Source organism: Virgibacillus sp. AGTR, from assembly GCF_016919725.2.
Lineage (GTDB): Bacteria > Bacillota > Bacilli > Bacillales > Amphibacillaceae > Virgibacillus > Virgibacillus salarius.
Window position 1 is genome coordinate 12689 of sequence record NZ_JAJERH010000013.1, and the last position, 21002, is coordinate 33690.

The window sequence follows — 21002 nt, forward strand, 5'->3', positions numbered from 1 at the left end:
ATAAAATGAGAACAAGTCTTGAAGTGATAAGGAGCTGTAGAAATTGAATAAAAAACTAAATTTAAATATATTTTTACTTGCTTTAGGAGCATTTGTTACAGGTACTGCAGAGTTTGTTGTTTCTGGAATTTTAGAAATTATTTCTGTTGATTTAGATATAACCATTGCATTAGCAGGTCAATTGATAACCGTATATTCTTTGTCTTATGCTATAGGAGCACTCGTCTTGGTTATGTTAACTGCAACATTTGAACGAAAAAAAGTATTATTATATTCCATCTTTACATTTATCTTAGGAAATATAATTGCATGTTTTAGTTATGACTACGCTTTACTTATGATATCACGAGTTATTATGGCTATGAGTGGTGGATTGTATATTGTAGTTGCAACGAATTATGCTGCTCAAATTTCTACGCCTGAAAAAAGAGGTGGTGCCATAGCAACTGTTATCACGGGCTTTACCGTTTCGTTAGTACTTGGAGTTCCAATAGGAACATATTTAGCAGCTTATGTAGATTGGCGGTATATCTTTCTAATTATTGCCTTCATCACGGTCCTTATTTTATATTTCCTTTACAAAAGATTACCTTGGATTAAAGGGAATACGCCACTCCCTTTTAAGCAACAAATACAGATAATCAAGGATAAGCGACTATTTACAGGGTTACTAACTACCGTATTTTGGATTCTCGGATATACAATGGTGTTTGCATATATTTCGCCGTTATTAGGTACAACTGCTGGATTATCTATAGAGATGATTAGTGTCGTATTATTCGTTTTAGGTACGTTTGCTTTTATTGGCTCTCGATTTGGGGGGTATGCAGTAGATAAATGGGGTCCAAATCGAACGATATCAATTAGTTTATTCATTCACGCAATGGCTTTATTTTCTTTAACGTTTACAACGCAGTCAACAATAGGCGTTTTTATTACCGTAATGGTTTGGGGAGCAGCTACTTGGACAACAACACCTGCGAAGCAATTTTACCTTATTACATTGAAGCCGGATTCGTCTGAAACGATACTAAGCTTTAATACAGCATTGATGAATGTTGGGATGACTCTTGGGGCTGCTTTCGGAGGTATAATCATACAGTATATTTCCATTTTATATTTAAGTTGGATTAGTGGTTTATTTGTAGTTCTAGCTTTAATTTTCATTACATGTTCGTTTCACTTAAATAAAATAAAATCAACGAATGTACACATAGACAACTAGCACAGTAATGAAAAAGGGGTAATCGGATTATTGGATGGAAAGAGGTTAAGAGCTGGCTCTATCCTCGCAATTTTCCGAATACCCTAGTTATCAACTGCTACGACTATCATATTCTAATACATAATTTACATATGTCTAACCATGATTGGTTAATGTGCCATCATTTCATGGGCAATATCGTGACCATCCATTTCTGATGGATAGTAGGTTGGCCAGTTGTTGACTTCTTCCAGTAAATCTTCACGGCTGTCACCCCAATATAGGTGGTAATGCCCAGCTTCGTTTGGATAGATACTATGATCACTGAATTGAATATACTGAGGAAGCTCTTCAGTTTCTTCAACTAGTTTAAATATGTATCTTACTCCCCTATTTCCCGCGTCATATGTTAGGATTTCGTACCCATCATAGGTATATTCACCTGTATATTTATCGCCATTTTTGAAGAACGTTACCATATCCCCTTGAATTAGGATACGATCAACATCCGTTTGATAGCCTTTATTATAATATTTCTTATACGCTTCAGCTGTCTTATCACCTTCATTTTCAGCCTTATAAACGAATACCTCATCAAGCGTCCCATCTTGTAAATATGGATATACAGATTGCCAGTCACCTTCCCAATCTGAGAGTGAACGATCTTTCACTTGACTGTCTTCAAAATACCCTTCGTAAATTTGTTTTGTTTCTTCATCAAGTGCATGACTGTGGTCGTGATTATGATCATGCTCATTTGTATTATCAGTTGTTTGCTCTTGCTGTTTAGAAGTGTTGCCGGATGATGATTTTTCATTATCTTCCTTAGATGAGCCTGAATTTTGACACCCTGCTAATACTAGTAACGAACTAATGGTTACTATGCTAAACCATTTTATAAATGAAATACGCATAAATACTCCTCCTCATAAATCGTAATGATTACGATCTAGATTATACATATATGGAGTGCGAACGTCAAGACAAAATGTATCCATCCTTACTGAATGAAAATCTACTTTGCATAGGATAGGTGCCATGTCATCTTCATAGTCTTTCTTTTAGAAAGGGTTTTTGGATATGAGAGGTTAATAGATAACAATCCAAATATAAAAAGGGGAGAGTTAAATGAATACCTTTTAATTTGGGCTGTGACAAAACTAAAGAGGATAAAATAGCTCTTTCAAAAAAGGATAAAAACTCCTATAATATTATCAGACTATGCTCTCCTACTTTTATTGCATACGAAGGTGATTTAATAATGCTATTTTATAATCGTATATTAATAATGATACCGCCCTTCCCCTAGCTGGTCTCTTTGTTTTTAACATAGACCATGCTTGTAGGAGGGCAAAAAATGAAAAAATATACAGCACCATCTTTACTTTTAATGATTGTTCTGGTGGCTTTTCCACAAATTAGCGAAACAATCTATACGCCAGCTTTGCCGGATATTGCTAATGCGATTGGTGCTACAAATAATTCGGTGCAGTTAACCTTAAGTATTTACTTTATTGGTTTCGCCTTCGGGGTTTTCTGTTGGGGATGGGTCTCTGATTTAATCGGCCGGAGACCAGCAATGCTAAGTGGTTTAGTTTTCTATGGAATAGGAAGTGTGATGTGTTTTTATTCTGAAACCGTTACTTTCCTTCTTGTTAGCCGCTTCATTCAGGCTTTTGGGGCAGCTACTGGGTCAGTTATTACGCAAACCATTTTACGAGAAAGTATGTCTGGAAGTACAAGACATGTTATGTTTGCACAAATATCTGCAGTTATCGCTTTCACACCTGCAGTAGGTCCACTTATCGGTGGTTGGGTGGATCAGGAACTTGGGTTTAAGGCTGTCTTTTTAGTGCTTGTTATAATGAGTATTTTGTTGTTTATCTATGCTTTTTTCAGGCTACCGGAGACAACGAATGGTTTAACAAGAAAACGAGTCGCCATTTTGCCTGTTGCTAAACGAATTGTTTTTTCTCCACGTGTCTTTGTCTTTGGATTGCTAATTGGTGGTATAAACGGAATTTTGTTCAGCTATTATGCGGAAGCCCCCTTTATCTTTATGGAACACTTTCATATGTCTCCAGGTATGTTTGGTTTCCTAGGTATAATTGTGGCGTTGGCATCTATTATTGGAGCTATAATCTCAAGAAAATTATTAACCATATATCAGCCAGAGAGAATTATTCACCTTGGATGCTTCGTAATGATTGTAGGCTCTTTGTTATTAACATTGGCCGTTATTTTCACAGCTTCATTTAATCTAGCATTACTGCTAGGTATTTTAGTTGCAGTTTTTATCATGTTAATAGGAGCAGGTATTGCTTTACCAAACTGTTTGAGCCTTGCGCTTGTGGATTTTCAAGATGTTATAGGAACAGCCGGGGCAGTTTTCAGTTTAGGCTATTACATGTTAGTTAGTTTAGTAACGACGGGAATGAGTTTTCTTCATAATGGTTCATTGATTACGATGCCATTATATTTTTTGAGTATAAGTGTTGTTATGTGGGCACTTGGTAAAAAGTATATTTTGAGATAATAAAGAATTGAATTGAATTGAAGAGAAGCGCCTTGTTCCCAAGGTGTTTCTCTCTTTTTCTGTTTTAGTAACAAGTAATTAAACGGGATTAGGTAATTGGCTGCTTTTCAAATAAAAGATTCATAGAACTACTTCGCACTATCTCTTTAATGAACTAATAAATCTAATAATAAGCAATATTCATAAAAAATAGAACAACATCTTTGTTGTGAAAGCGTTTCAACAACGTTAACCTTAATTTGTAACCGTGCAATTGTAGGGAGGTTCCTGTTTTATCCCGCACATAATTGGCAGTAGTGAGGTTAAACAAAACCCCAACTGATTGAAGTTTCACTTTATGGAAATAAACCTACTTGTCCTCCCAATCTAATTTAAGTTATTAAAATAAAGGAGGTAAATGGATCAATGATAAAAAAATGTGCACAGAAAGTATGTACAGTGTTACTAGCATTTATGTTAACTGTTTCTTATCTAAGTATAATTAATCGCTCATCAGCTTATGCAGAAGGTTGGAATCAAGATACTTCTGCTGGAGATGAAACAACTGAAATCACACAGCAAAAGGGGAACAGCAACATGAGATCTGCAGTGGAGGAGAAAATTGGAAAAAAGGATGAAAATTCAAAAGAATCACCAAGCGGGGAGGGATTACAAACTATTGATTCTACTAGTAATCAGACAGAAATTAATGATGAGAACTTGGAAGAAGGGGACTTAGAAATTATTCAAGGTGACGGTACGATAACCTATCACGATGATGGGTCTGCAACATTTGGAATTACATCGAGCGGAAAAAATAAAATAGTCTATAAAAATATGGAAGAAATGAAAAATGGTATTTTTGAAGCAGACATTACATCAGATACAGATTTGAATCGTTTCGGAGTTATTTTTCGAGTACAAGATCCCTCTGCGTATACGTATGTGGGAACGGAGGATCAGAACAATCAGTACTTCCATGAGCTCTTCGGTCCAGTGAACAAATGGACTTCGCTAACGAAAGGGATGGCGATAGAGGCAGACCAAACATACCATTTGCGTGTACGATTTATTAATGATTCAGCAACGCTCTTCATTAATGATGAAAAAATAGGATCATGGACGCAGTCTGGTGGTGTAGATAAAGCGGGATTAATTGGCTTAGAGAAGAGCCGCGGAGCTGCTAATATTACGATTTCGAATGTGCATATGAAGGAGTACATGCCTCCAGATCCACCAGATCTAGAGCCAATAGAGCAGACAATAAGCTCAGATTATATGAATGTAACAATTGATGAAGTGTTTCCTAGAGTAATCAAATACTCTGTTGGTAACAGTGTAATGAATGGGCAGCTATCACCAGTTTATGGATTAAAAATAAATAATATGCTTTACTATCCTGAAGTAAGCTTTGAAAAGGTTAGTGATCAGGAAGTGATTTATACGCTAGCTGTTCAGGATGAGTTTGAGGACCTTGATGCTACGTTTACCCTTTCACTAAAAGTGAATGGCAATAAGGTTGTTTATAGCTTTGAGGAAATAAATAATAACGGGAATACCACCATTGAAACAATCGAATTTGCAGATATGAATTATATCTCAGTAAATGCTTCGCAAGCTGATGCAAATGCTAAATTAACCAATCTCAGTAGTGATGTTACCAAGCCCGGTGATACGACTGTGAATGTAGACTCATCAATGGAGGAAATAGGAAGTTCAAAGGGGTACTATGCTGCCTTCCTGTCAACAAACGAACTAAGTGCAGGGGTATGGTCCAGTTCAGAAGTAGATGGCTACCATAACTTGATTGCCAACCGGTACGTAAATGGTAATGGTAATAAAGCGCTAGGTATTGCATCCAACGCTCTTTATTACCATAGGGAGTTTATGTCAGAACCATCCTCTAATAAGCCGACCATAAAAATTGCCATTGCAGAGGATTTAAACGCAGATAACAACGTAGATTGGCAGGACGGAGCAATTGCATACCGTGATATTATGCAGACGATTAAGGGATCGGAAAACGTAAACAATAATGTAGGCATGCGCATTGCCATGAATTTTGGCTCACAGACCCAGCAGCCATTTCTGAAAACGCTAGACAATGTTAAAAAGGTAGCACTTGCAACAGATGGATTAGGACAGGCTGTTCTGCTTAAAGGTTATGGAAATGAAGGACATGACAGTGCTCACCCAGATTACGGTGATATTGGCGAGCGTATGGGTGGTTCAATAGATTTAAACAAACTTATTGAAGAGGGTCATCAGTACAATGCGGAATTTGGTGTTCACATTAATGCCCAAGAAACGTATCCAGAAGCAGATGCTTTTAGTGACGATTTGATTAACGGTCCTAATGCCAAAGGGTGGGGGTGGTTAGACCAGTCATACACTATTGATAAATTGAAAGATTTGTACTCGGGTGCACGTGCTCAAAGATTGGATGAATTAAAAGCAGCCGCACCTGAACTTGATTTTATATACCTAGATGTTTGGTATCAGGATCAATGGGAGTCCGATCGGATTGCTGAGCAAATTGTGGACAGAGGGTGGAGGATGACAACAGAATTTGGTACAGCTGTTCCAAATTATTCCACATGGCAGCATTGGGCAACGGACAAAAATTATGGTGGCTCAGCAAGCAAGGGTATTAACTCTGAAGTGCTTCGTTTTATTAGTAATCATCAAAAAGATTCCTGGGTACTAAATTGGCCAGAAGTGGGAGGTACAGCGGATCATCCATTACTTGGTGGATTTGAGTTAGCTGGTTTTGAAGGATGGCAATCGGATAAGAACTTCGATCACTTCATTCGCATGACATTTGATACGAATTTACCGACGAAGTTTTTACAAAAATATTATGTAATGAATTGGGAAACAACAGAAGGTGACCCAACGAAAACCAATTTAGAAAAAGCAATCAAGTTAAAGGATCCAAGCAATGGAGATCAAGTTGAAGTGAGACGAAAAAATGATTCGAGAGAACGAATCATTCGTCTTAATGACAATGTCATACTTGACGGTCATACGTATTTGCTGCCATGGATCGAGCAGGATTTCGAGAAACCAACACCTGATTCTAATAAACTATATCACTGGAATTTGGAAGGTGGAGAGACTACATGGACACTTCCGAATGAATACGAGGATGCTGCGAGTCTAAAAGTTTATAAGCTAACAGATCAAGGTAGAACGGATATGCATGAGGTAGAGGTAGTTGATAATCAAATTACACTGAACGCGGAAGCAGCAACTCCTTATATTATTGTTGCTGGCGACGATCAACAAATAAAGGTTGAGGAATGGAGTACTGGTAACCATATTCATGATTCTGGGTTTAATACAGGGACAATTAAAGATAAGTTTACAAAGGTTAAAGGTGATAAGAAAGCTGTCAGTGTAAATAGAACAGACCAAGCAGAGGATGCTCGAAATTTAAGCAGTGGCGACTATTATTTGAATATGGACAGTCCGAAAAAAGAGACAATTGTAACTCGAACGATAACCGATTTAGAACCTGGAGCGGAATATGTAGCAGAAGTATATGTGGAGAACAATAGTGATGGGCAGGCTTCAATTTCTGTTATGGGTGGCGTAGAGGAGGTTAGCAATTATACATTGCGTAGCTTACAAAAGAACTACGTAAAAGCTGATTCACATGCCACAAATGATGGATACAACAGTAATATGCAGCGGATGCAAGTAAGTTTTATCGCTGAAAGTGATACAGCTATATTATCGCTTGGCCGTGAAGCCGGGGAAGGGAATACAAGATTTGATGACATCCGAATTGTGCAAAGTTCATTGAATAATTACAGCTCACCAGGTGTATTTGAACAGGATTTTGAAACAGTTGTCCAGGGAATTTATCCTTTTGTTGTAGGTAATACAGAGGGTGTAGAAGATAACCGCATTCACTTGGCAGAGCTTCATACACCATATACACAAAAAGGTTGGGCAGGCAAAAAAATAGTTGATGATGTACTTGAGGGGAATTGGTCTCTGAAGGTGAATACCGGAAACAGTGGATTAGTATACCGAACTATTCCACAACACTTTCATTTTAAACCAGGTGTAACGTATAAAGTGAGCTTTGACTATCAAACAACTGCTGATTCGTATCGCTTCATCGTTGGTGACCAAGCGATTGATGTTCGAAATATCGACAAGGCAAATGGATTAACAACGAATGAATTACTCCCAGCATCTATAAAAACAAACACAGCAGAGTTTACCATTACTGGCTCAGAAAATGGTCAAACCTATATCGGTCTCTTTAATGATGGCACATCCGTAAATATGGACACTGGGGAAGGTACATTTATATTGGATAATCTTCGCATCGAGCAGGCAGTACCAGTATCAACAATAGCCGATTTACGTGCATTAGTTGACTATTATGATGAAATTGGTGCTTTTAAAAAGAAAAGCACTGTGCATGCTTTGAACATACATCTGACCGTGGTGGAACGATTTGAACAGAAAAAAGAAGAAGAAAAGATTGTGAAACACTTGAAAGGGTTTAAGCGGTTACTTGATCGACAAAAAGACAGAGGTTATATCACAAATGAAGCTTATGGTGGCCTTATTTCTGGTACCAACAGTTTAATTGGAAAATGGCAATAGAAGACGGATTTTTACATGAGCAATTTGTATAATTTGCTTAGGATTCATTTCTTATAAATTGGCTTTGCATGCTTATTTTTATTTATATTAATTAAGGGGCTGGCATAAATGGCTTATAAGGAAAGCTTTTACTTGTGGAACACCAATTGAAGCTTTGGCAATACAATATTATTTATCTACAGAAACGGTTAAAAAAATAGTCTATTCTAGATGAATGAAAGGCACTGACAAATCACTTGTTAGTGCCTTTCATGATGTCAAAAACGTTTCATCATTGTTTTAGGCATAGCTATTTATAAAACGATCTATTTAAATAGAAGATAAGTTGATATGGTTAAGTAAAAATTATCAAAGAAGGGGTTATAAACATGATCAAAGGAAGTTATGTATACATAAGACCTATCTGTGATAGTGATATGGAAAGTATATTTAAGGGATGCCAAGAGGATGAAGGGTTATACATGACTGGCACACGTAACGTATTTACAATGGAGGAGGTGGTTAATGCTTATAAAAGCTTTAGCCAAGATGAGACGCGTCATGATTTAGCTATTTGTTTATTAGAAAATGGCCAAATTATAGGTGATTTATCGATTCAAGAAATTGATGAACATAATAAAAAGGCAATGTTTAGAATAGCGCTTCATAGTAAGGACAACTATGGAAAAGGGTATGGGACAGAAGCTACACGGCTTGCACAAAAATTTACATTTGAGGAATTAAACTTAAATCGCTTAGAGCTGCAAGTCTTCTCACATAATATTCGTGGCATAAAGTCTTATGAAAAAGCTGGCTTTCAAAAAGAAGGCATTTTAAGACAATCCTTATATTTGAAGAATACATATTCGGATGAAATTATTATGAGCATGCTTTACGAAGATTATGTAGCTAACTTGAGGTTCTACGAAGAGGGAGAAAAAAATAAATAATTGACTAAAGCAAGTATTTTGTTTAAAATTATGAAATAATTATGTATTTAATAAATTATTAGACTTTGGAAGAGGTGTGCAATATGAATAATGAACAAAATGAATGTGGTTTTGAGTTACGGAAATTCAACCGGTTTTACACAGAAATTCTAGGCTTTTTAAATGAACATATCTACGATAGTCCTTTTTCTTTAACGGAAACTCGTATTTTATTTGAGATTTATAACACTAGAAATTGTACAGCTAAACATATTCAAGAAAAATTAGATTTAGATGGTGGTTATGTAAGTAGAATTATTAAAAAATTCGAAATGGAAAAAATGATTTATAAGCAAAAATGTAAAGATGATGGTCGTAATTATCATCTATATGTCACGAATCATGGAGAATTAATATACAAAGAGCTGGAGAAGAAGGCTAATCAGCAAGTGGGATATATTCTTGAAGGTTTGGAAGATGGTCAAAAACGAAAGCTGATTTCTTCAATGAATACGATACAAGAAATTCTTTCTCATTCATTTCAAGATAAAGAAGAAGCCGTTACTATCCGGAGCTATTATACTTCGGAAGATATAAAAAACATGATTGAACAGCAATGGTTATTTTATAGCCAAGTATACAAATGGGATAAAAGTTTTTTAGCATATCTTCATGAGACCTTTGACTCTGAAATAGAAAGGATCTGGATAGCGGAAAGTTGTGGACAGTTTGCAGGCTGTATTGGTTTAGTAAATGATGGAAGCGAGACCGGACAGTTAAGGTGGTTCCTAGTAAATCCAGCATTTCAAAAAAAGGGAGTGGGCACTCAACTTATTAAATCTTTAGTTCAATATTGCAAAGAACATAATTTTGAACGAATTTTTCTTTGGACGGTTAGTGATATGGTAACTGCCAGACCATTATATAAAAAATTTGGATTTGAAATAACAGCAGAAAAAGAAGAAAAATCATTGTGGGGATCTACTTTAATAGAAGAACGTTGGGATTTAGATCTAAGGACCAAATAATTATTTTTTTAGGAGAAGATATGAAGATAAAATTTCATTATGGTTGGATTATCGTTTTTGTGACATTTTTAACTTTTTTAGCTGTTCAAGGTGTACGCCTTTCATTTGGTGCTTTTGTAGAACCATGGGAATCTGAATTTTCAATGGATAGAGGAACAATTTCCCTTATTTCAACTTTAAGCTTTATTGTTTATGGACTTTCCCAACCAATCATTGGCAGGCTAGTTGATAAATTAGGTGCTCGTATTATTTTATCCTTCAGCACTTTTCTAGTAGGAATAAGTATTTTACTTACTTCTTTTGTACATCACCCTTGGCAGTTATTTTTCCTTTATGGAATTATGGTTTCTCTTGGTGTAGGAGGAGCCTCTAATGTAGCTGCAACAGTGGTTGTAACTAATTGGTTTAATGAAAAGCGTGGCCTTGCATTTGGGATTATGGAAGCAGGTTTTGGTGCTGGTCAAATGTTTCTTGTTCCAGGTTCTCTCATGTTAATCCATTGGTTTAATTGGAAAATGACTGTTATTATTTTAGGTGCTTTTTTAATTTTCGTTGTCTTTCCAATTGTCCTTTTAATTTTACGAAATCATCCTAAAGAAAAGGGGTTATCCCCTATTGGCGGGGAAGTTATTGAAGAAGACATAGACGCAAAGAAAGCTTTAAATACAAACCTTTCGATATGGCAAGTATTTCTAAAAAGAGAATTTTGGTTCTTAATTTTACCTTTTGCTATTTGTGGTTTTACTACCACAGGATTAATGGATACACACCTAATTCCATTTTCACATGATCATGGTTTTTCAACAAGTGTCACTAGTGCAGCTATAAGTATACTTGCTGGATTTAATATTTTAGGAATCTTAATATCTGGTGTAGTAGCTGATCGTTGGAGCAGTCGGAAAATGTTATTCTTTCTATATGTAGTTAGAGCAATATCAATTTGTATTCTATTATATAGTCATAATTCTGGTTTACTACTTGTTTTTGCAGTGCTATTTGGATTAGTTGATTTTGCAACTGTAGCTCCTACTCAATTATTGGCTACTCAATATTTTAAAGAATATTCCATTGGATTTATCTTAGGATGGTTATTTCTAAGTCATCAAATAGGATCAGCATTAGGTGCTTATTTACCAGGGCTGTTTTATAGTGAGACAGGTAGTTATAACATTTCCTTTTACTTATCAATTGTTATTTTAGTAGGAGCAGCTATATTAAACCTTTTATTACCTGAACCTATGAAGTATGCTAAAAAGGGAAAACTACAAAACTAAAACCTTAGTGTAGGTCAATAAGTTGAAATTAAATAGGTGTTGTATTTTTGGTTAACTGACGATGTCTAGTCATCTTTGTTATATTCCCAAGTATAGCTTCAAGAATTTTTCTTAGTTCATTCAAGAATAGCTACGTAACCAAAAAATAATTCAGCCTTTTTATAAAACGATTAAATATAGTTAAATGAAATAAATAAGTTTACTGTTGTCAGTACTTGATTTCGCTTTTTTGTTGATAGTGGGCCACCTCTTTCAATTTTGAGTGTTTTTATTCATTCTAGTTCGTGTTTTTTTCACAATGACCCCATGTTTCGTATAATAGTAGCGTTTTGGGAAAAGGTGAAACTTAATTAATTAAAGGACGTAATACAAAATAAAGGGAGGTATATTCAATGGATTGGATAATAAGAATTGTTATACTCATTGCTTTTGTGCCTTTTATAATGTATTTTGTTGCTTTAGGAAAAAATGTTCGGAAAACAGAAAAGGATTACAATCGAGATATGACATATGAGTTAAATCCCTTTACTGGTACGAAAATGCCTGTAAATGACCATGACATAAAAAATAACGGTGACTGAAGAAAAAGAAGTACAGATTTGGATATACTACTATATAAAAATTTCTTTAAAGAAACGGCAGGAATAGCTGTTAAGCTTTAATCAAAACAAAAGCCAGTATTATTTGTAGAGTAGTTTAAAAAGATGGTGTGAAAACTATATATTCATCCCATCTTTTATTCTAGTCTAGGAAATTATAAAAGTGCCCATGTGGATATGGGCGTGTTGGGCGGCGTCCAGCACAGCACCCAGAAACTAGAGGACTTCACGAATCGTCCTAATCTAAATCATCATCGGCTCGCAAGCACACCGTGATTAATTATCTCCGTTGACTCGCTCCAGTCGCTACGTTTCTAATCGGGCACTTGCGCTTTTGTTTATCCCGCATATAACTAGCAGTAAGCCCCCCGTTAATTGAAGTTTCACTTTATGAAAGAACACTTCTTTGGTAATGATTGAAATTTATGGATGTATATAGCATTAAAAAGAAGTTTATTAATTACTAATTCAAATCTCTTATATACCACGCATTCATGGCGGAATGGTCAGAACCAGACAGTGGTTCATCCAAAAGAGAGAATCCAAATTTTTTATATAATATACATGCAGCTGTTAATTCATGTTGTGTTTCTAAGTAGCACTTTGAATAATGTTTAGATGCAAATGACAGAGCTGTTTCCATCAGGTTCCTTGCAAATCCTAAACCTTGCGTTTTTGGACTTACGTAGAGCTTTTGCAATTCGCAAACATGGTCATGTTCGTTAAACGGTGCTATACCAATTCCGCCAACAACTTCTCCTTCCATTTCTACCACCCAATAGTTCGCATGTTTTAACTCCGTATAATATTGGTGAAGATCGTTAAGTTGAGGGTCAAAATATGCTGTACCAGGAATCGCTAAACCAAGTGATTTTAGTGAATCCTGTATGATCTTTTTTATTTGTGCATTGTCTTCTTGTTTAATTTCTCGAATAATCATATAATACCCCCTCCAAATAGTTCTCATTAAAGATTACGAAAGATTGTTAAACTGTTCTCCCCTTAAAAAGTTGACTAAGTCAACATTTCAAGGGTATAGTTATAGTATTATTAAAAGTGGACAAAGTCAACTAAAGGAGAACGTATGGATAAAGAAATTATTTATGATATCAGGCAATTCAATCGATTTTATACAAAGGTACTTGGTTTATTTAATAACCACATTCTAGATACAGATTATTCATTAACCGAGGCACGCATATTATTCGAAATTAGCGAAGAAACTGAATGTATTGCGAATAATCTCGTTCAAAAACTTAATATGGATAAAAGCTATATGAGCAGGATTTTGCGTAAATTAGAGAAGGAAGCATTAATAGAGAAAAAAAGCTCAGCAAGAGACAATAGAAAAAACTTTCTCTTTTTAACAAAAAAAGGAGAGGAACAGCTAGCTAAAATTAATATTCAGTCAGATCAACAAATAAATCAATTGTTTAGCGGACTATCTGAAAGTGAGATACATGAAATTCATACTTCGATGATGGTTATAAAAGAAAAATTAAATAAATATAATTTTTGAGGCTATGGAAACTGAATGGAAGTGGATAAGGAGTGTATATTTATTAGTCCTCCATTTATTCATGCAGTTCTAGATGAAATGAAAAGAATATTTGCGATGAATGTAGAAATAAATAAGGAGATGATAACAGATACGGAGGTAATAGAATGATTAATAACGTAGGGCAGCTCATGCTGTATGTAAATAATCAAGATGAAGCAGTGCGTTTTTGGAGAGAAAAGGTAGGTTTTCAGGTCATTACTGATGAAAATAATGGTCAGGGAATGAGATGGATTGAGATTGCTCCAACAATGGAAGCCGAAACAAGGATAGTACTTCATGATAAAAGCGTTATTGCAAAAATGGAGCCTGAATTAAATCTCGATACACCTTCCTTGATGTTTTTTACTGACAATCTAGAAAAGCTATATAAGGATTTATCTAGCAAAGGCGTCACAGTTGGTGAAATGGTAAATATGCCTTCGGGAAAAGTCTTTAACTTTGCAGATAGTGAAGAAAATTATTTTGCAGTAATGGAAAAAAACGAATAACTGTTGCTATGAAATTAGGCATTGAACAGGACAATTTGATCCATGAGTAAGTACAGCTGTTCAAGATGCGAGCAATTCCTTCGGAGTACAACATCAAATCTTGTACCTTGTCTATGACTTCATCAGGAAAATACTATATTTCTATTCTTACAGAGTACGAGAAGGAGATAAAAAGGAAGGAAATTGAAAAAGTTGTTGGCTTAGATTTTTCAATGGATGGGGAATGTTCACTTCTTTCTTACAGTACAAACTAAAAGAACAAGGGAAACAACTCGAACAAGTTTGATAAATGGTTCCCATCTACCAAACTTGTTCGAGTTGCGGAAATACCCAACCAATGCCTATAGAAATTAGAACTTACGCTTGTTCGTGTGGGCTAAATCCCGAAAGAGATTAATTCAGCTCTCCATATCAAAAAAGAAGGCATTCGCTTATTAGCAAGTGCCTAATGAAAATATAAACTCTTGTAACAAGAGGGTTAGCTTGGTCCATTTCGTCAGCTACCAAAAGTGGCGATTACCCAAGAAGCCCCCACTTCAAGCAACCCGTAAGGGTGGTAAGTGGTGGGAGTAGTTCACTATACTGATTTCGTTATGTTCCATCCTCATTAGGTTTAGTCGCGTAGGCTTTAGAAGTCTAAAATTCATGTTTCGTTACGGCTAATTGAATAATCACTCCAAAGGGATCTCTTACAATACCATATCCAGAACTAAATGCATTTTTTTCAAAGGGTATTAAAATGTGGACGTCTTCATGCTTTAGAAGATTTGCATAGATAGTATAAATCGCGTTATAGTCCTTTGCTTGAACACATAAAGACGAGCTGTTATTTAACTGCCAGGAGCGGGTTTGATCCATTGCTTCCTCGGCAATCATCAGCTTGTTCGATCCAATTTGTAAGACAGAATGTGTAATATAGTCCTCTTGCCCTTTTGCGTACGTAAACTTTGGGTCCATGTCCTTCATTTCTTTATAAGTTTTTTTGAATAGAACCGTAGCCTCTAAATATTGCTCATAAAATGCAATTGCTCTTGCTCCTTGTCCGTTTAAAGATAGGAAAGGAATAACCTCAACATTCATTGTAATGCCTCCTTCGTTTGTTATACTGATGAGTATATAGAATAAAGGTGACAACTATTGGCACTATTAAGGGGGATTTTATGAAAAAAAGTGAGCGCTTAAATCAAATGCTTCGTTTCGTTAATCAACGGCAACGTTTTACACTAAAAGATGTCATCAATGAATTTCAAATTTCGAAACGGACTGCACTTCGAGATATAGCTTCACTTGAGGAGATGGGCGTACCTTTATACGCCGAATATGGGAGATACGGCGGATACCGTTTAGTAAAACCAATTACTTTGCCGCCGATTTCATTTTCAAGTCAAGAAGTGTTCGCGCTTTATTTTGCCATGCAGGCACTACAGAGCTTTACGAGTACGCCATTTGAAATATCCTATCGTTCCGTTCATGAAAAGTTTTTAGAAGGACTCACGACAAAACAGCGAAAGCAAATAGATAGCTTGCAAAAACGAGTCGCATTCTTTCATGCAGAGCAGCTACATGAATGTGCTTATTTAGAAGAGCTTCTATTAGCTTCGACTAATAATCAAATTTTGTCGATAGTCTATACCACAGAAAAGCAGACGACAATTCGCCGTATTCAACCTATTTCTATCTATGCTATGAAGGGCTATTGGTATTGCCAATCTCTTGATTTGAATAAAAAAGCGTATCGTGTCTTTCGCTGTGATCGGATAAAGTCAATAGAGGTAGTGGAGGATGTGGATATGATAGACGTAGAAGGTATCACTATAGAAAATGCACATGTTTTCTGGAAGCCTACAGATCAAGCTATTCCGTTTAAATGTGAGATAACAAAAACAGGCATCGAGCAATTCATACAGAGCCAGTTCCCCTCTATGAAAATAAAAGAAGAACATAATGATTATTATTTGGTCGGAACTTATGAGCCTACTGAAGTAGACTTTATCATTCGTTACCTAGCTAGCTTTGGAAAAACCATACGAATTGTTGAGCCTGTTTCGTTAAAAGAGCAACTAAAGGCGTATTATTTAGATTTAATTAATTATATATAAAGTGGGAGATTTTTTGGATGTAACAAGGGTGTTCCTGCTTAAAAAGTACCTGATACAATTTCTCCTTTAAACATCGTTGCTGCTCGCTGTGATCTTCTAGCTACTGCTTCAGCAGAACAGCTTGCGTCCACAAAAACCATATTCGCATCATCTCCAAGGCAAGGCCATATTTGCTTACCTTCAAGATTTAACGGTGTTTTGCCATCCGTAATATAGGAAAGTGTTTGTGCGAGTGCGGGTTCATCTATCCACGTAAAGATTTCTGCTAATCGTCCCGCTCGTTCTAATATATCGCCATTTCCAAATGGTGACCAAACATCAAAAATATTATCACAGCCAACTGCAACCGGCACATCTTTACTGTGTAATAAGTCAACAGGGGGAACTCTTCGATTAATGGGAACACTTGTAATAATGGTTATTCCTGCTTCAGCCAATTGCTCTGCTACTTCCATTGCCTCCGAAGGAGAGATTTCACCGAGACCAAATGCATGGCTAATAGCAACCTTACCTTGTAAACCGGCCTCCTTGGTTAGCTCTGCTAATCTTTTCATAGTGAAGATACCTAAATGGTCTGGATCATGTAAATGTAAATCGATACCTGCGTTACCTTCGACAGCAAGCTCGACCATGGCTTGTAAAGATGCTTCAATATCACCATCCACTGTCGCAGGATCAACTCCTCCTACAAACTGAGCACCTTGCTTTAAAGCTTCTCTAACTAAATGTTGTGCACCTGAACGTAATAATCCATGTTGTGGAAATGCAACAATCTCAGACGTTAATTTTCCTGCAAAAGCTTGTAATATCTTCTGAACTTCTTCAAAGTGCTTTAGGCCAATTTCTGGATAAATATCTACATGGGTACGTACATGTGTAACACCATACATTAAATAGAGGTTCAATAATTTTTCTGCTCTTTCTTGAATGGTCGTATCTAAAGTTTGTCGTGTTTCTTTTTCTAGTTTAAGTCGATCAAAAATAGTAGGCGCGGGGGTTGCTGAATGCCATTGGTCACCTAGTAAGGTCTTATCTAAATGACAATGTTGTTCAACAAAAGATGGTAGCATTAACAAGTGATTTACATCTTTTTTGGGAAGATGCTCAGGCAGTGATTCATTAGCAGATATAATTTTAGCGATTCTTCCGTCACAAATCTTGAGGTGAAATGCTTCCGTTTTGGTACCTGTAATTGAATTATTAGTAACCTGATAGCCAGTTTCCAATCTAGCATTGGTTAGCCAAAAAGTAGAACTCATATTTTTTCTATCCTTTCTCTTTAACGATTACATTGCTCCTGCAACAATCTTACCTTTATATAAAACTGCCATTCGTTGCGCTCTCCTAGCAACGGCTTCGGCAGAACAGCTTGCATCTACAAAGACAAAGTTAGCATCGTCCCCAGCTTTTGGCCAAATCATCTCTCCATTTTGATTTAATGGCGTGATTCCTCCAGTAATAAAGCCTAGTGCCTGCCCAAGTGATTGCTCGTCTTTGAGATGAAAGCGTTCGGCAAGTGTTCCTACCTTTTCTAGGCTGTCTCCTTTTCCAAAGGGAGACCAGTGATCGATGATACTATCGTCACCAAGTGATACCGCTACTCCTTTTTCTTGTAAAAGCGGGATTGGGATGGTTCTTCCAAGGGGTACAGAAGATGTGATTGAAATACCATGGTGTGCTAATAAAGCTGCGACCTCACTTACCTCTTCAGTTGCTATGTCTGCAAGAGCTAAGGCATGGCTAATAGTGACTCTTCCCTGCCAACCAGCTTCCTCCGTTAATGCTGCCAATCGCCTACATGTAAAAATACCAAGGTGACCAGGATCATGCAAATGTATGTCTATATCTGCATTAGCCTCAATTGCAAGGTCGAACACAGTTTGTAACGATTTCTCAATATGATTATCAATCGAGGCAGGATCGATACCACCTACGAGTGAAGCTCCAGTTTTTAACGCTTCTCTCATGAGAGATACGGCATCGCTACGTAATAGCCCGTGCTGTGGGAAAGCAACGATCTCCACAGAAGCTTTATCTTTGAACGTTTCTAGTGCTCTTAGCGTCGTTTCTAAATTATTCAGACCAATAATTGGATCGACATTACAATGTGTACGAATATGAGTGGATCCTGACTGCAGTAAGAGGTTGATTAATATTCCTGCTCTTTCTTCGACCACAGGTAGTAATTGGCGAAGTAATGTTTCCTCTTCTTCAAGTCTTGTCCATATCCCTTTGGTTGCCAGTGTTGGTGCTCTCCAATTACCCCCATAGTAAGTTTTGTCGATATGAATATGCATATCTCTGAATGCTGGTAGCATTAAATAATGCTTTGCATCGTGCCTTGGGACGTTCGTATCCAAAGGAATATTTGCTGGGATTATTTGATTAACCTTTCCATCTACAATACGGATATGAAAATGTTCTGTCTCCGTACCGATAATCATGCTATTTCCATAACGGTAGCCCGTTTCTAATCGGACATTTGTTAACCAATAATCATTTTTCACTTCTTAACTCCTCCTCTCATGATATTAATTAGCTGACTTTGCATTGCTTAGAATAGCTACTATATCTTGATATCCGTTATTCTGTGCATGTTGTAGAGCGGTAATTCCCTCTCTATCCCCCATATCAATGTCGGCACCATGATCAACTAATAGTTTTACAATTTCTTGATGCTCCTCTCCACCGTCACCTAGTATTACCGCCTCTAACAAGGCTGTCCAATGTAGATTATTAATATGGTTAACATCGGTATCCGAATGAGTCAGCAGTTCTTTAACGATATTGACATGGCCGCGTTCTGCTGCTGGGATCAGTGCTGTTCCACCAAATCGGTTTGTGAGATTGGTATCTGCTCCTGCTTCGATGGAGAGTTTTACAATTTCCAATAATCCTTCTGCTCCAGCATATAGAAGCACATTATTTAGGCTATCATCACGAATATCAATATCAGCACCTTGATTAATTAGGAGCTTTACTGTTGCTACTCTATTATGATAGGTTGCTGCAAGCACAGGTGTAGTTCCGCTTCTGTTTGTTGCATCGATGTTAGCGCCAGCTTTAAGCAGTTTTAGAACCTCGTTCGTATTTCCTTTCTCAGCTGCATCAAATAATTGTCGATTCAATGTGTTCACCTTCTTTTCTGTGGAGTGATGGTTGGAGGAACTTGGAAATTCATGGCATCCAATTAGCAGAAAGAAACATAATATTAGGATAAATCGATACATGAATATAACTCCTTTTTCCTTTTATCCCGACATATAACTGGTAGTAAGCTCCTCACTTGGGGGATAAACAAAACCCCCACTGAAGTAAGTTTCACTTTATACTTTTTATGCTACCATGGTGTTAGTTATATGAAAAATATTTAAAAAATTAATTTTACTTAACTTTTTCATATAATAAAAGTGGAGGTGTTAAAATGGATATTAGACAGTTGCGATATTTTATAGCGATTGTAGAGGAAAAAAAGATCTCTGCCGCTGCTGAAAGACTTCATATTTCCCAGCCACCATTAAGCCAGCATTTAAAAGCGATGGAAGAGGAGTTGGGTTCAAAATTAGTAGAAAGAAGTGGCAAGTTTTTTGAGGTAACCGAGGCAGGAAAAGCACTCTATAAATATGCCTTACGAATGAACCAATTAATGGAAGAGGCAAAAATGGAAGTGAAGGATGTAGGACGTGGATTATATGGAACGTTGACGATCGGTATCAATACCTTTTCTTTTGCCGGTCTCGCGGACATTCTTCGTCAATTTAAAAGACAATATCCGAATGTTACTTATAAAATTCAACAAAATGAATCGTTGCATCTTTGTAAATTAGTTAGGGATCGTAAGGTCGAACTAGCGATTATTCGTTTACCGCTTGATATGGATGATTTCTCTGTTGTTCATCTTCATGCAGAACCGTTTTATTTTATCACATCGAATAAGCACAATGTATTCACACATGAAGTATCGTTTGATGAACTTGAACATTATCCTTTACTACTACCAAGTACAGAAGGGTTAGGTGTGCATTATTTAATTATAGAGGCTTTTTCTCGATGTCAACTACAGCCAAATATGGTTGGTGAATGCTCGGATATTACCTTGTTAATGGATTTAATTTCATCTGATTTTGCTACATCTATTGTACCAGAGACCTTACTTAAACAGCATAGCGGATACCCGATACATGCTTATAAAATCTCTGATGCAGTTGGTTTATCTGGATCGGTAGGTTTAATATGGTTAAAGAATCATGAATTGTCGAAGACTGCGCAAAATTTTGTCCAAATGATAGAACAACAAAACACGAATCGTGCAAAGGAATAAGGAGGTTTATATATATGAGATGCTGTTGTGAAAATGGGAAAATAGATCATTTGAAAATGGAAGGTGATGAGGGTGCAGATCCGTTCTGGTGCAAAAAATGCGGCTGCAATCTTGATATAGAGGATATACCCATATCAGGAGAATTAACGAAAGAATTAACGCTTTGGATAGCAGCATATGGGAATTGGATAGATTGGGAAAACGATAAGTTGCGAATAGACGCAATTGAACTTGAGAAAAGATTTAATCAAACAGGTGTAAGATTAATGGAATGTGTAAAGAAGGAGCTTGGAAGCTCTTATACCATCGAATTTATTCCATCAACAACCGTAGTGATGTATTCATAGACGTTTTAAGCAGAGGGGAAGAAGAGATTCAA

General features: G+C 36.5%; 19 protein-coding genes and 1 pseudogene. 14 read left to right on the forward strand and 6 right to left on the reverse strand.

Features of this window, described 5'->3' with window-relative positions; translation table 11 throughout:
* Positions 1 to 43: 43 nt before the first annotated feature.
* Positions 44 to 1225: an MFS transporter gene (locus tag JUJ52_RS07520; RefSeq protein WP_026682104.1), complete on the forward strand. Its 1182-nt coding sequence runs from the start codon at positions 44 to 46 to the stop codon at positions 1223 to 1225.
* Between the two features lie 149 nt (positions 1226 to 1374).
* On the opposite strand, the gene JUJ52_RS07525 is transcribed toward JUJ52_RS07520, so the two are convergent.
* Positions 1375 to 2118, reverse strand: a complete 744-nt coding sequence (locus JUJ52_RS07525; RefSeq protein WP_205389441.1) for a ZinT family metal-binding protein — start codon at positions 2116 to 2118, stop codon at positions 1375 to 1377.
* A 443-nt stretch (positions 2119 to 2561) separates the two neighbouring features.
* Between JUJ52_RS07525 and JUJ52_RS07530 the strand changes: the two genes are divergently transcribed.
* The 6 genes from JUJ52_RS07530 to JUJ52_RS07555 all read left to right on the forward strand — a co-directional run bounded on the left by JUJ52_RS07530 (position 2562) and on the right by JUJ52_RS07555 (position 12136).
* A complete protein-coding gene (locus tag JUJ52_RS07530) occupies positions 2562 to 3740 on the forward strand; it encodes a multidrug effflux MFS transporter (RefSeq protein WP_026682106.1) in 1179 nt (392 codons plus the stop codon).
* A gap of 405 nt (positions 3741 to 4145) precedes the next feature.
* Complete coding sequence (locus JUJ52_RS07535) at positions 4146 to 8345, forward strand: endo-alpha-N-acetylgalactosaminidase family protein (RefSeq protein WP_205389442.1); 4200 nt, start codon at positions 4146 to 4148, stop codon at positions 8343 to 8345.
* A 368-nt stretch (positions 8346 to 8713) separates the two neighbouring features.
* Positions 8714 to 9274 carry a GNAT family N-acetyltransferase gene (locus JUJ52_RS07540; RefSeq protein ID WP_166529863.1) on the forward strand — a complete coding sequence of 187 codons (561 nt, stop codon included), beginning with the start codon at positions 8714 to 8716 and terminating at the stop codon, positions 9272 to 9274.
* 83 nt (positions 9275 to 9357) lie between these two features.
* Entirely contained in the window at positions 9358 to 10281 is a 924-nt protein-coding gene (locus JUJ52_RS07545; RefSeq protein WP_166529862.1) for a bifunctional helix-turn-helix transcriptional regulator/GNAT family N-acetyltransferase, read from the forward strand.
* A gap of 20 nt (positions 10282 to 10301) precedes the next feature.
* Positions 10302 to 11555, forward strand: coding sequence for an MFS transporter (locus JUJ52_RS07550; protein ID WP_121604358.1), 1254 nt, complete (start codon positions 10302 to 10304; stop codon positions 11553 to 11555).
* Positions 11556 to 11947: 392 nt separating this feature from the next.
* Positions 11948 to 12136: a hypothetical protein gene (locus JUJ52_RS07555; RefSeq protein ID WP_026682110.1), complete on the forward strand. Its 189-nt coding sequence runs from the start codon at positions 11948 to 11950 to the stop codon at positions 12134 to 12136.
* Positions 12137 to 12617: 481 nt separating this feature from the next.
* On the opposite strand, the gene JUJ52_RS07560 is transcribed toward JUJ52_RS07555, so the two are convergent.
* The gene (locus JUJ52_RS07560) at positions 12618 to 13094 is read right to left on the reverse strand and encodes a GNAT family N-acetyltransferase (protein ID WP_026682111.1); all 477 of its coding nucleotides are present in this window, start codon (positions 13092 to 13094) and stop codon (positions 12618 to 12620) included.
* A gap of 144 nt (positions 13095 to 13238) precedes the next feature.
* Between JUJ52_RS07560 and JUJ52_RS07565 the strand changes: the two genes are divergently transcribed.
* From JUJ52_RS07565 to JUJ52_RS07575, 4 genes and pseudogenes are all read left to right on the forward strand, one after another.
* On the forward strand, positions 13239 to 13673 hold the full coding sequence (locus JUJ52_RS07565; RefSeq protein ID WP_026682112.1) for a MarR family winged helix-turn-helix transcriptional regulator: 435 nt from the start codon (positions 13239 to 13241) through the stop codon (positions 13671 to 13673).
* A gap of 15 nt (positions 13674 to 13688) precedes the next feature.
* Complete coding sequence (locus tag JUJ52_RS23330; protein ID WP_255637590.1) at positions 13689 to 13823, forward strand: hypothetical protein; 135 nt, start codon at positions 13689 to 13691, stop codon at positions 13821 to 13823.
* Complete coding sequence (locus JUJ52_RS07570; RefSeq protein ID WP_026682113.1) at positions 13820 to 14203, forward strand: VOC family protein; 384 nt, start codon at positions 13820 to 13822, stop codon at positions 14201 to 14203. The genes JUJ52_RS23330 and JUJ52_RS07570 overlap by 4 nt, the downstream gene beginning before the upstream one ends.
* A gap of 50 nt (positions 14204 to 14253) precedes the next feature.
* Positions 14254 to 14652 (forward strand): annotated as a pseudogene (locus JUJ52_RS07575) (zinc ribbon domain-containing protein); the annotation flags it as partial.
* A 187-nt stretch (positions 14653 to 14839) separates the two neighbouring features.
* Here the strand turns inward: JUJ52_RS07575 and JUJ52_RS07580 are convergent.
* Positions 14840 to 15283 (reverse strand): VOC family protein, encoded by a 444-nt coding sequence (locus JUJ52_RS07580; RefSeq protein WP_166529859.1) that lies wholly within the window; start codon positions 15281 to 15283, stop codon positions 14840 to 14842.
* An 80-nt stretch (positions 15284 to 15363) separates the two neighbouring features.
* Between JUJ52_RS07580 and JUJ52_RS07585 the strand changes: the two genes are divergently transcribed.
* Entirely contained in the window at positions 15364 to 16302 is a 939-nt protein-coding gene (locus JUJ52_RS07585; RefSeq protein ID WP_026682115.1) for a helix-turn-helix transcriptional regulator, read from the forward strand.
* A gap of 38 nt (positions 16303 to 16340) precedes the next feature.
* On the opposite strand, the gene JUJ52_RS07590 is transcribed toward JUJ52_RS07585, so the two are convergent.
* The 3 genes from JUJ52_RS07590 to JUJ52_RS07600 are packed head-to-tail and all read right to left on the reverse strand — an operon-like array spanning position 16341 to position 19430.
* The gene (locus JUJ52_RS07590) at positions 16341 to 17561 is read right to left on the reverse strand and encodes an amidohydrolase (RefSeq protein WP_205389443.1); all 1221 of its coding nucleotides are present in this window, start codon (positions 17559 to 17561) and stop codon (positions 16341 to 16343) included.
* A 27-nt stretch (positions 17562 to 17588) separates the two neighbouring features.
* Positions 17589 to 18809 (reverse strand): amidohydrolase family protein, encoded by a 1221-nt coding sequence (locus tag JUJ52_RS07595; protein ID WP_205389444.1) that lies wholly within the window; start codon positions 18807 to 18809, stop codon positions 17589 to 17591.
* A 24-nt stretch (positions 18810 to 18833) separates the two neighbouring features.
* On the reverse strand, positions 18834 to 19430 hold the full coding sequence (locus JUJ52_RS07600; protein ID WP_121605834.1) for an ankyrin repeat domain-containing protein: 597 nt from the start codon (positions 19428 to 19430) through the stop codon (positions 18834 to 18836).
* Positions 19431 to 19726: 296 nt separating this feature from the next.
* Here JUJ52_RS07600 and JUJ52_RS07605 point away from each other — a divergent pair, with 296 nt between their 5' ends.
* Positions 19727 to 20623 carry a LysR family transcriptional regulator gene (locus tag JUJ52_RS07605; RefSeq protein ID WP_205389445.1) on the forward strand — a complete coding sequence of 299 codons (897 nt, stop codon included), beginning with the start codon at positions 19727 to 19729 and terminating at the stop codon, positions 20621 to 20623.
* A 14-nt stretch (positions 20624 to 20637) separates the two neighbouring features.
* Entirely contained in the window at positions 20638 to 20970 is a 333-nt protein-coding gene (locus tag JUJ52_RS07610) for a hypothetical protein (RefSeq protein ID WP_026682120.1), read from the forward strand.
* The last annotated feature ends 32 nt before the right edge of the window (positions 20971 to 21002 follow it).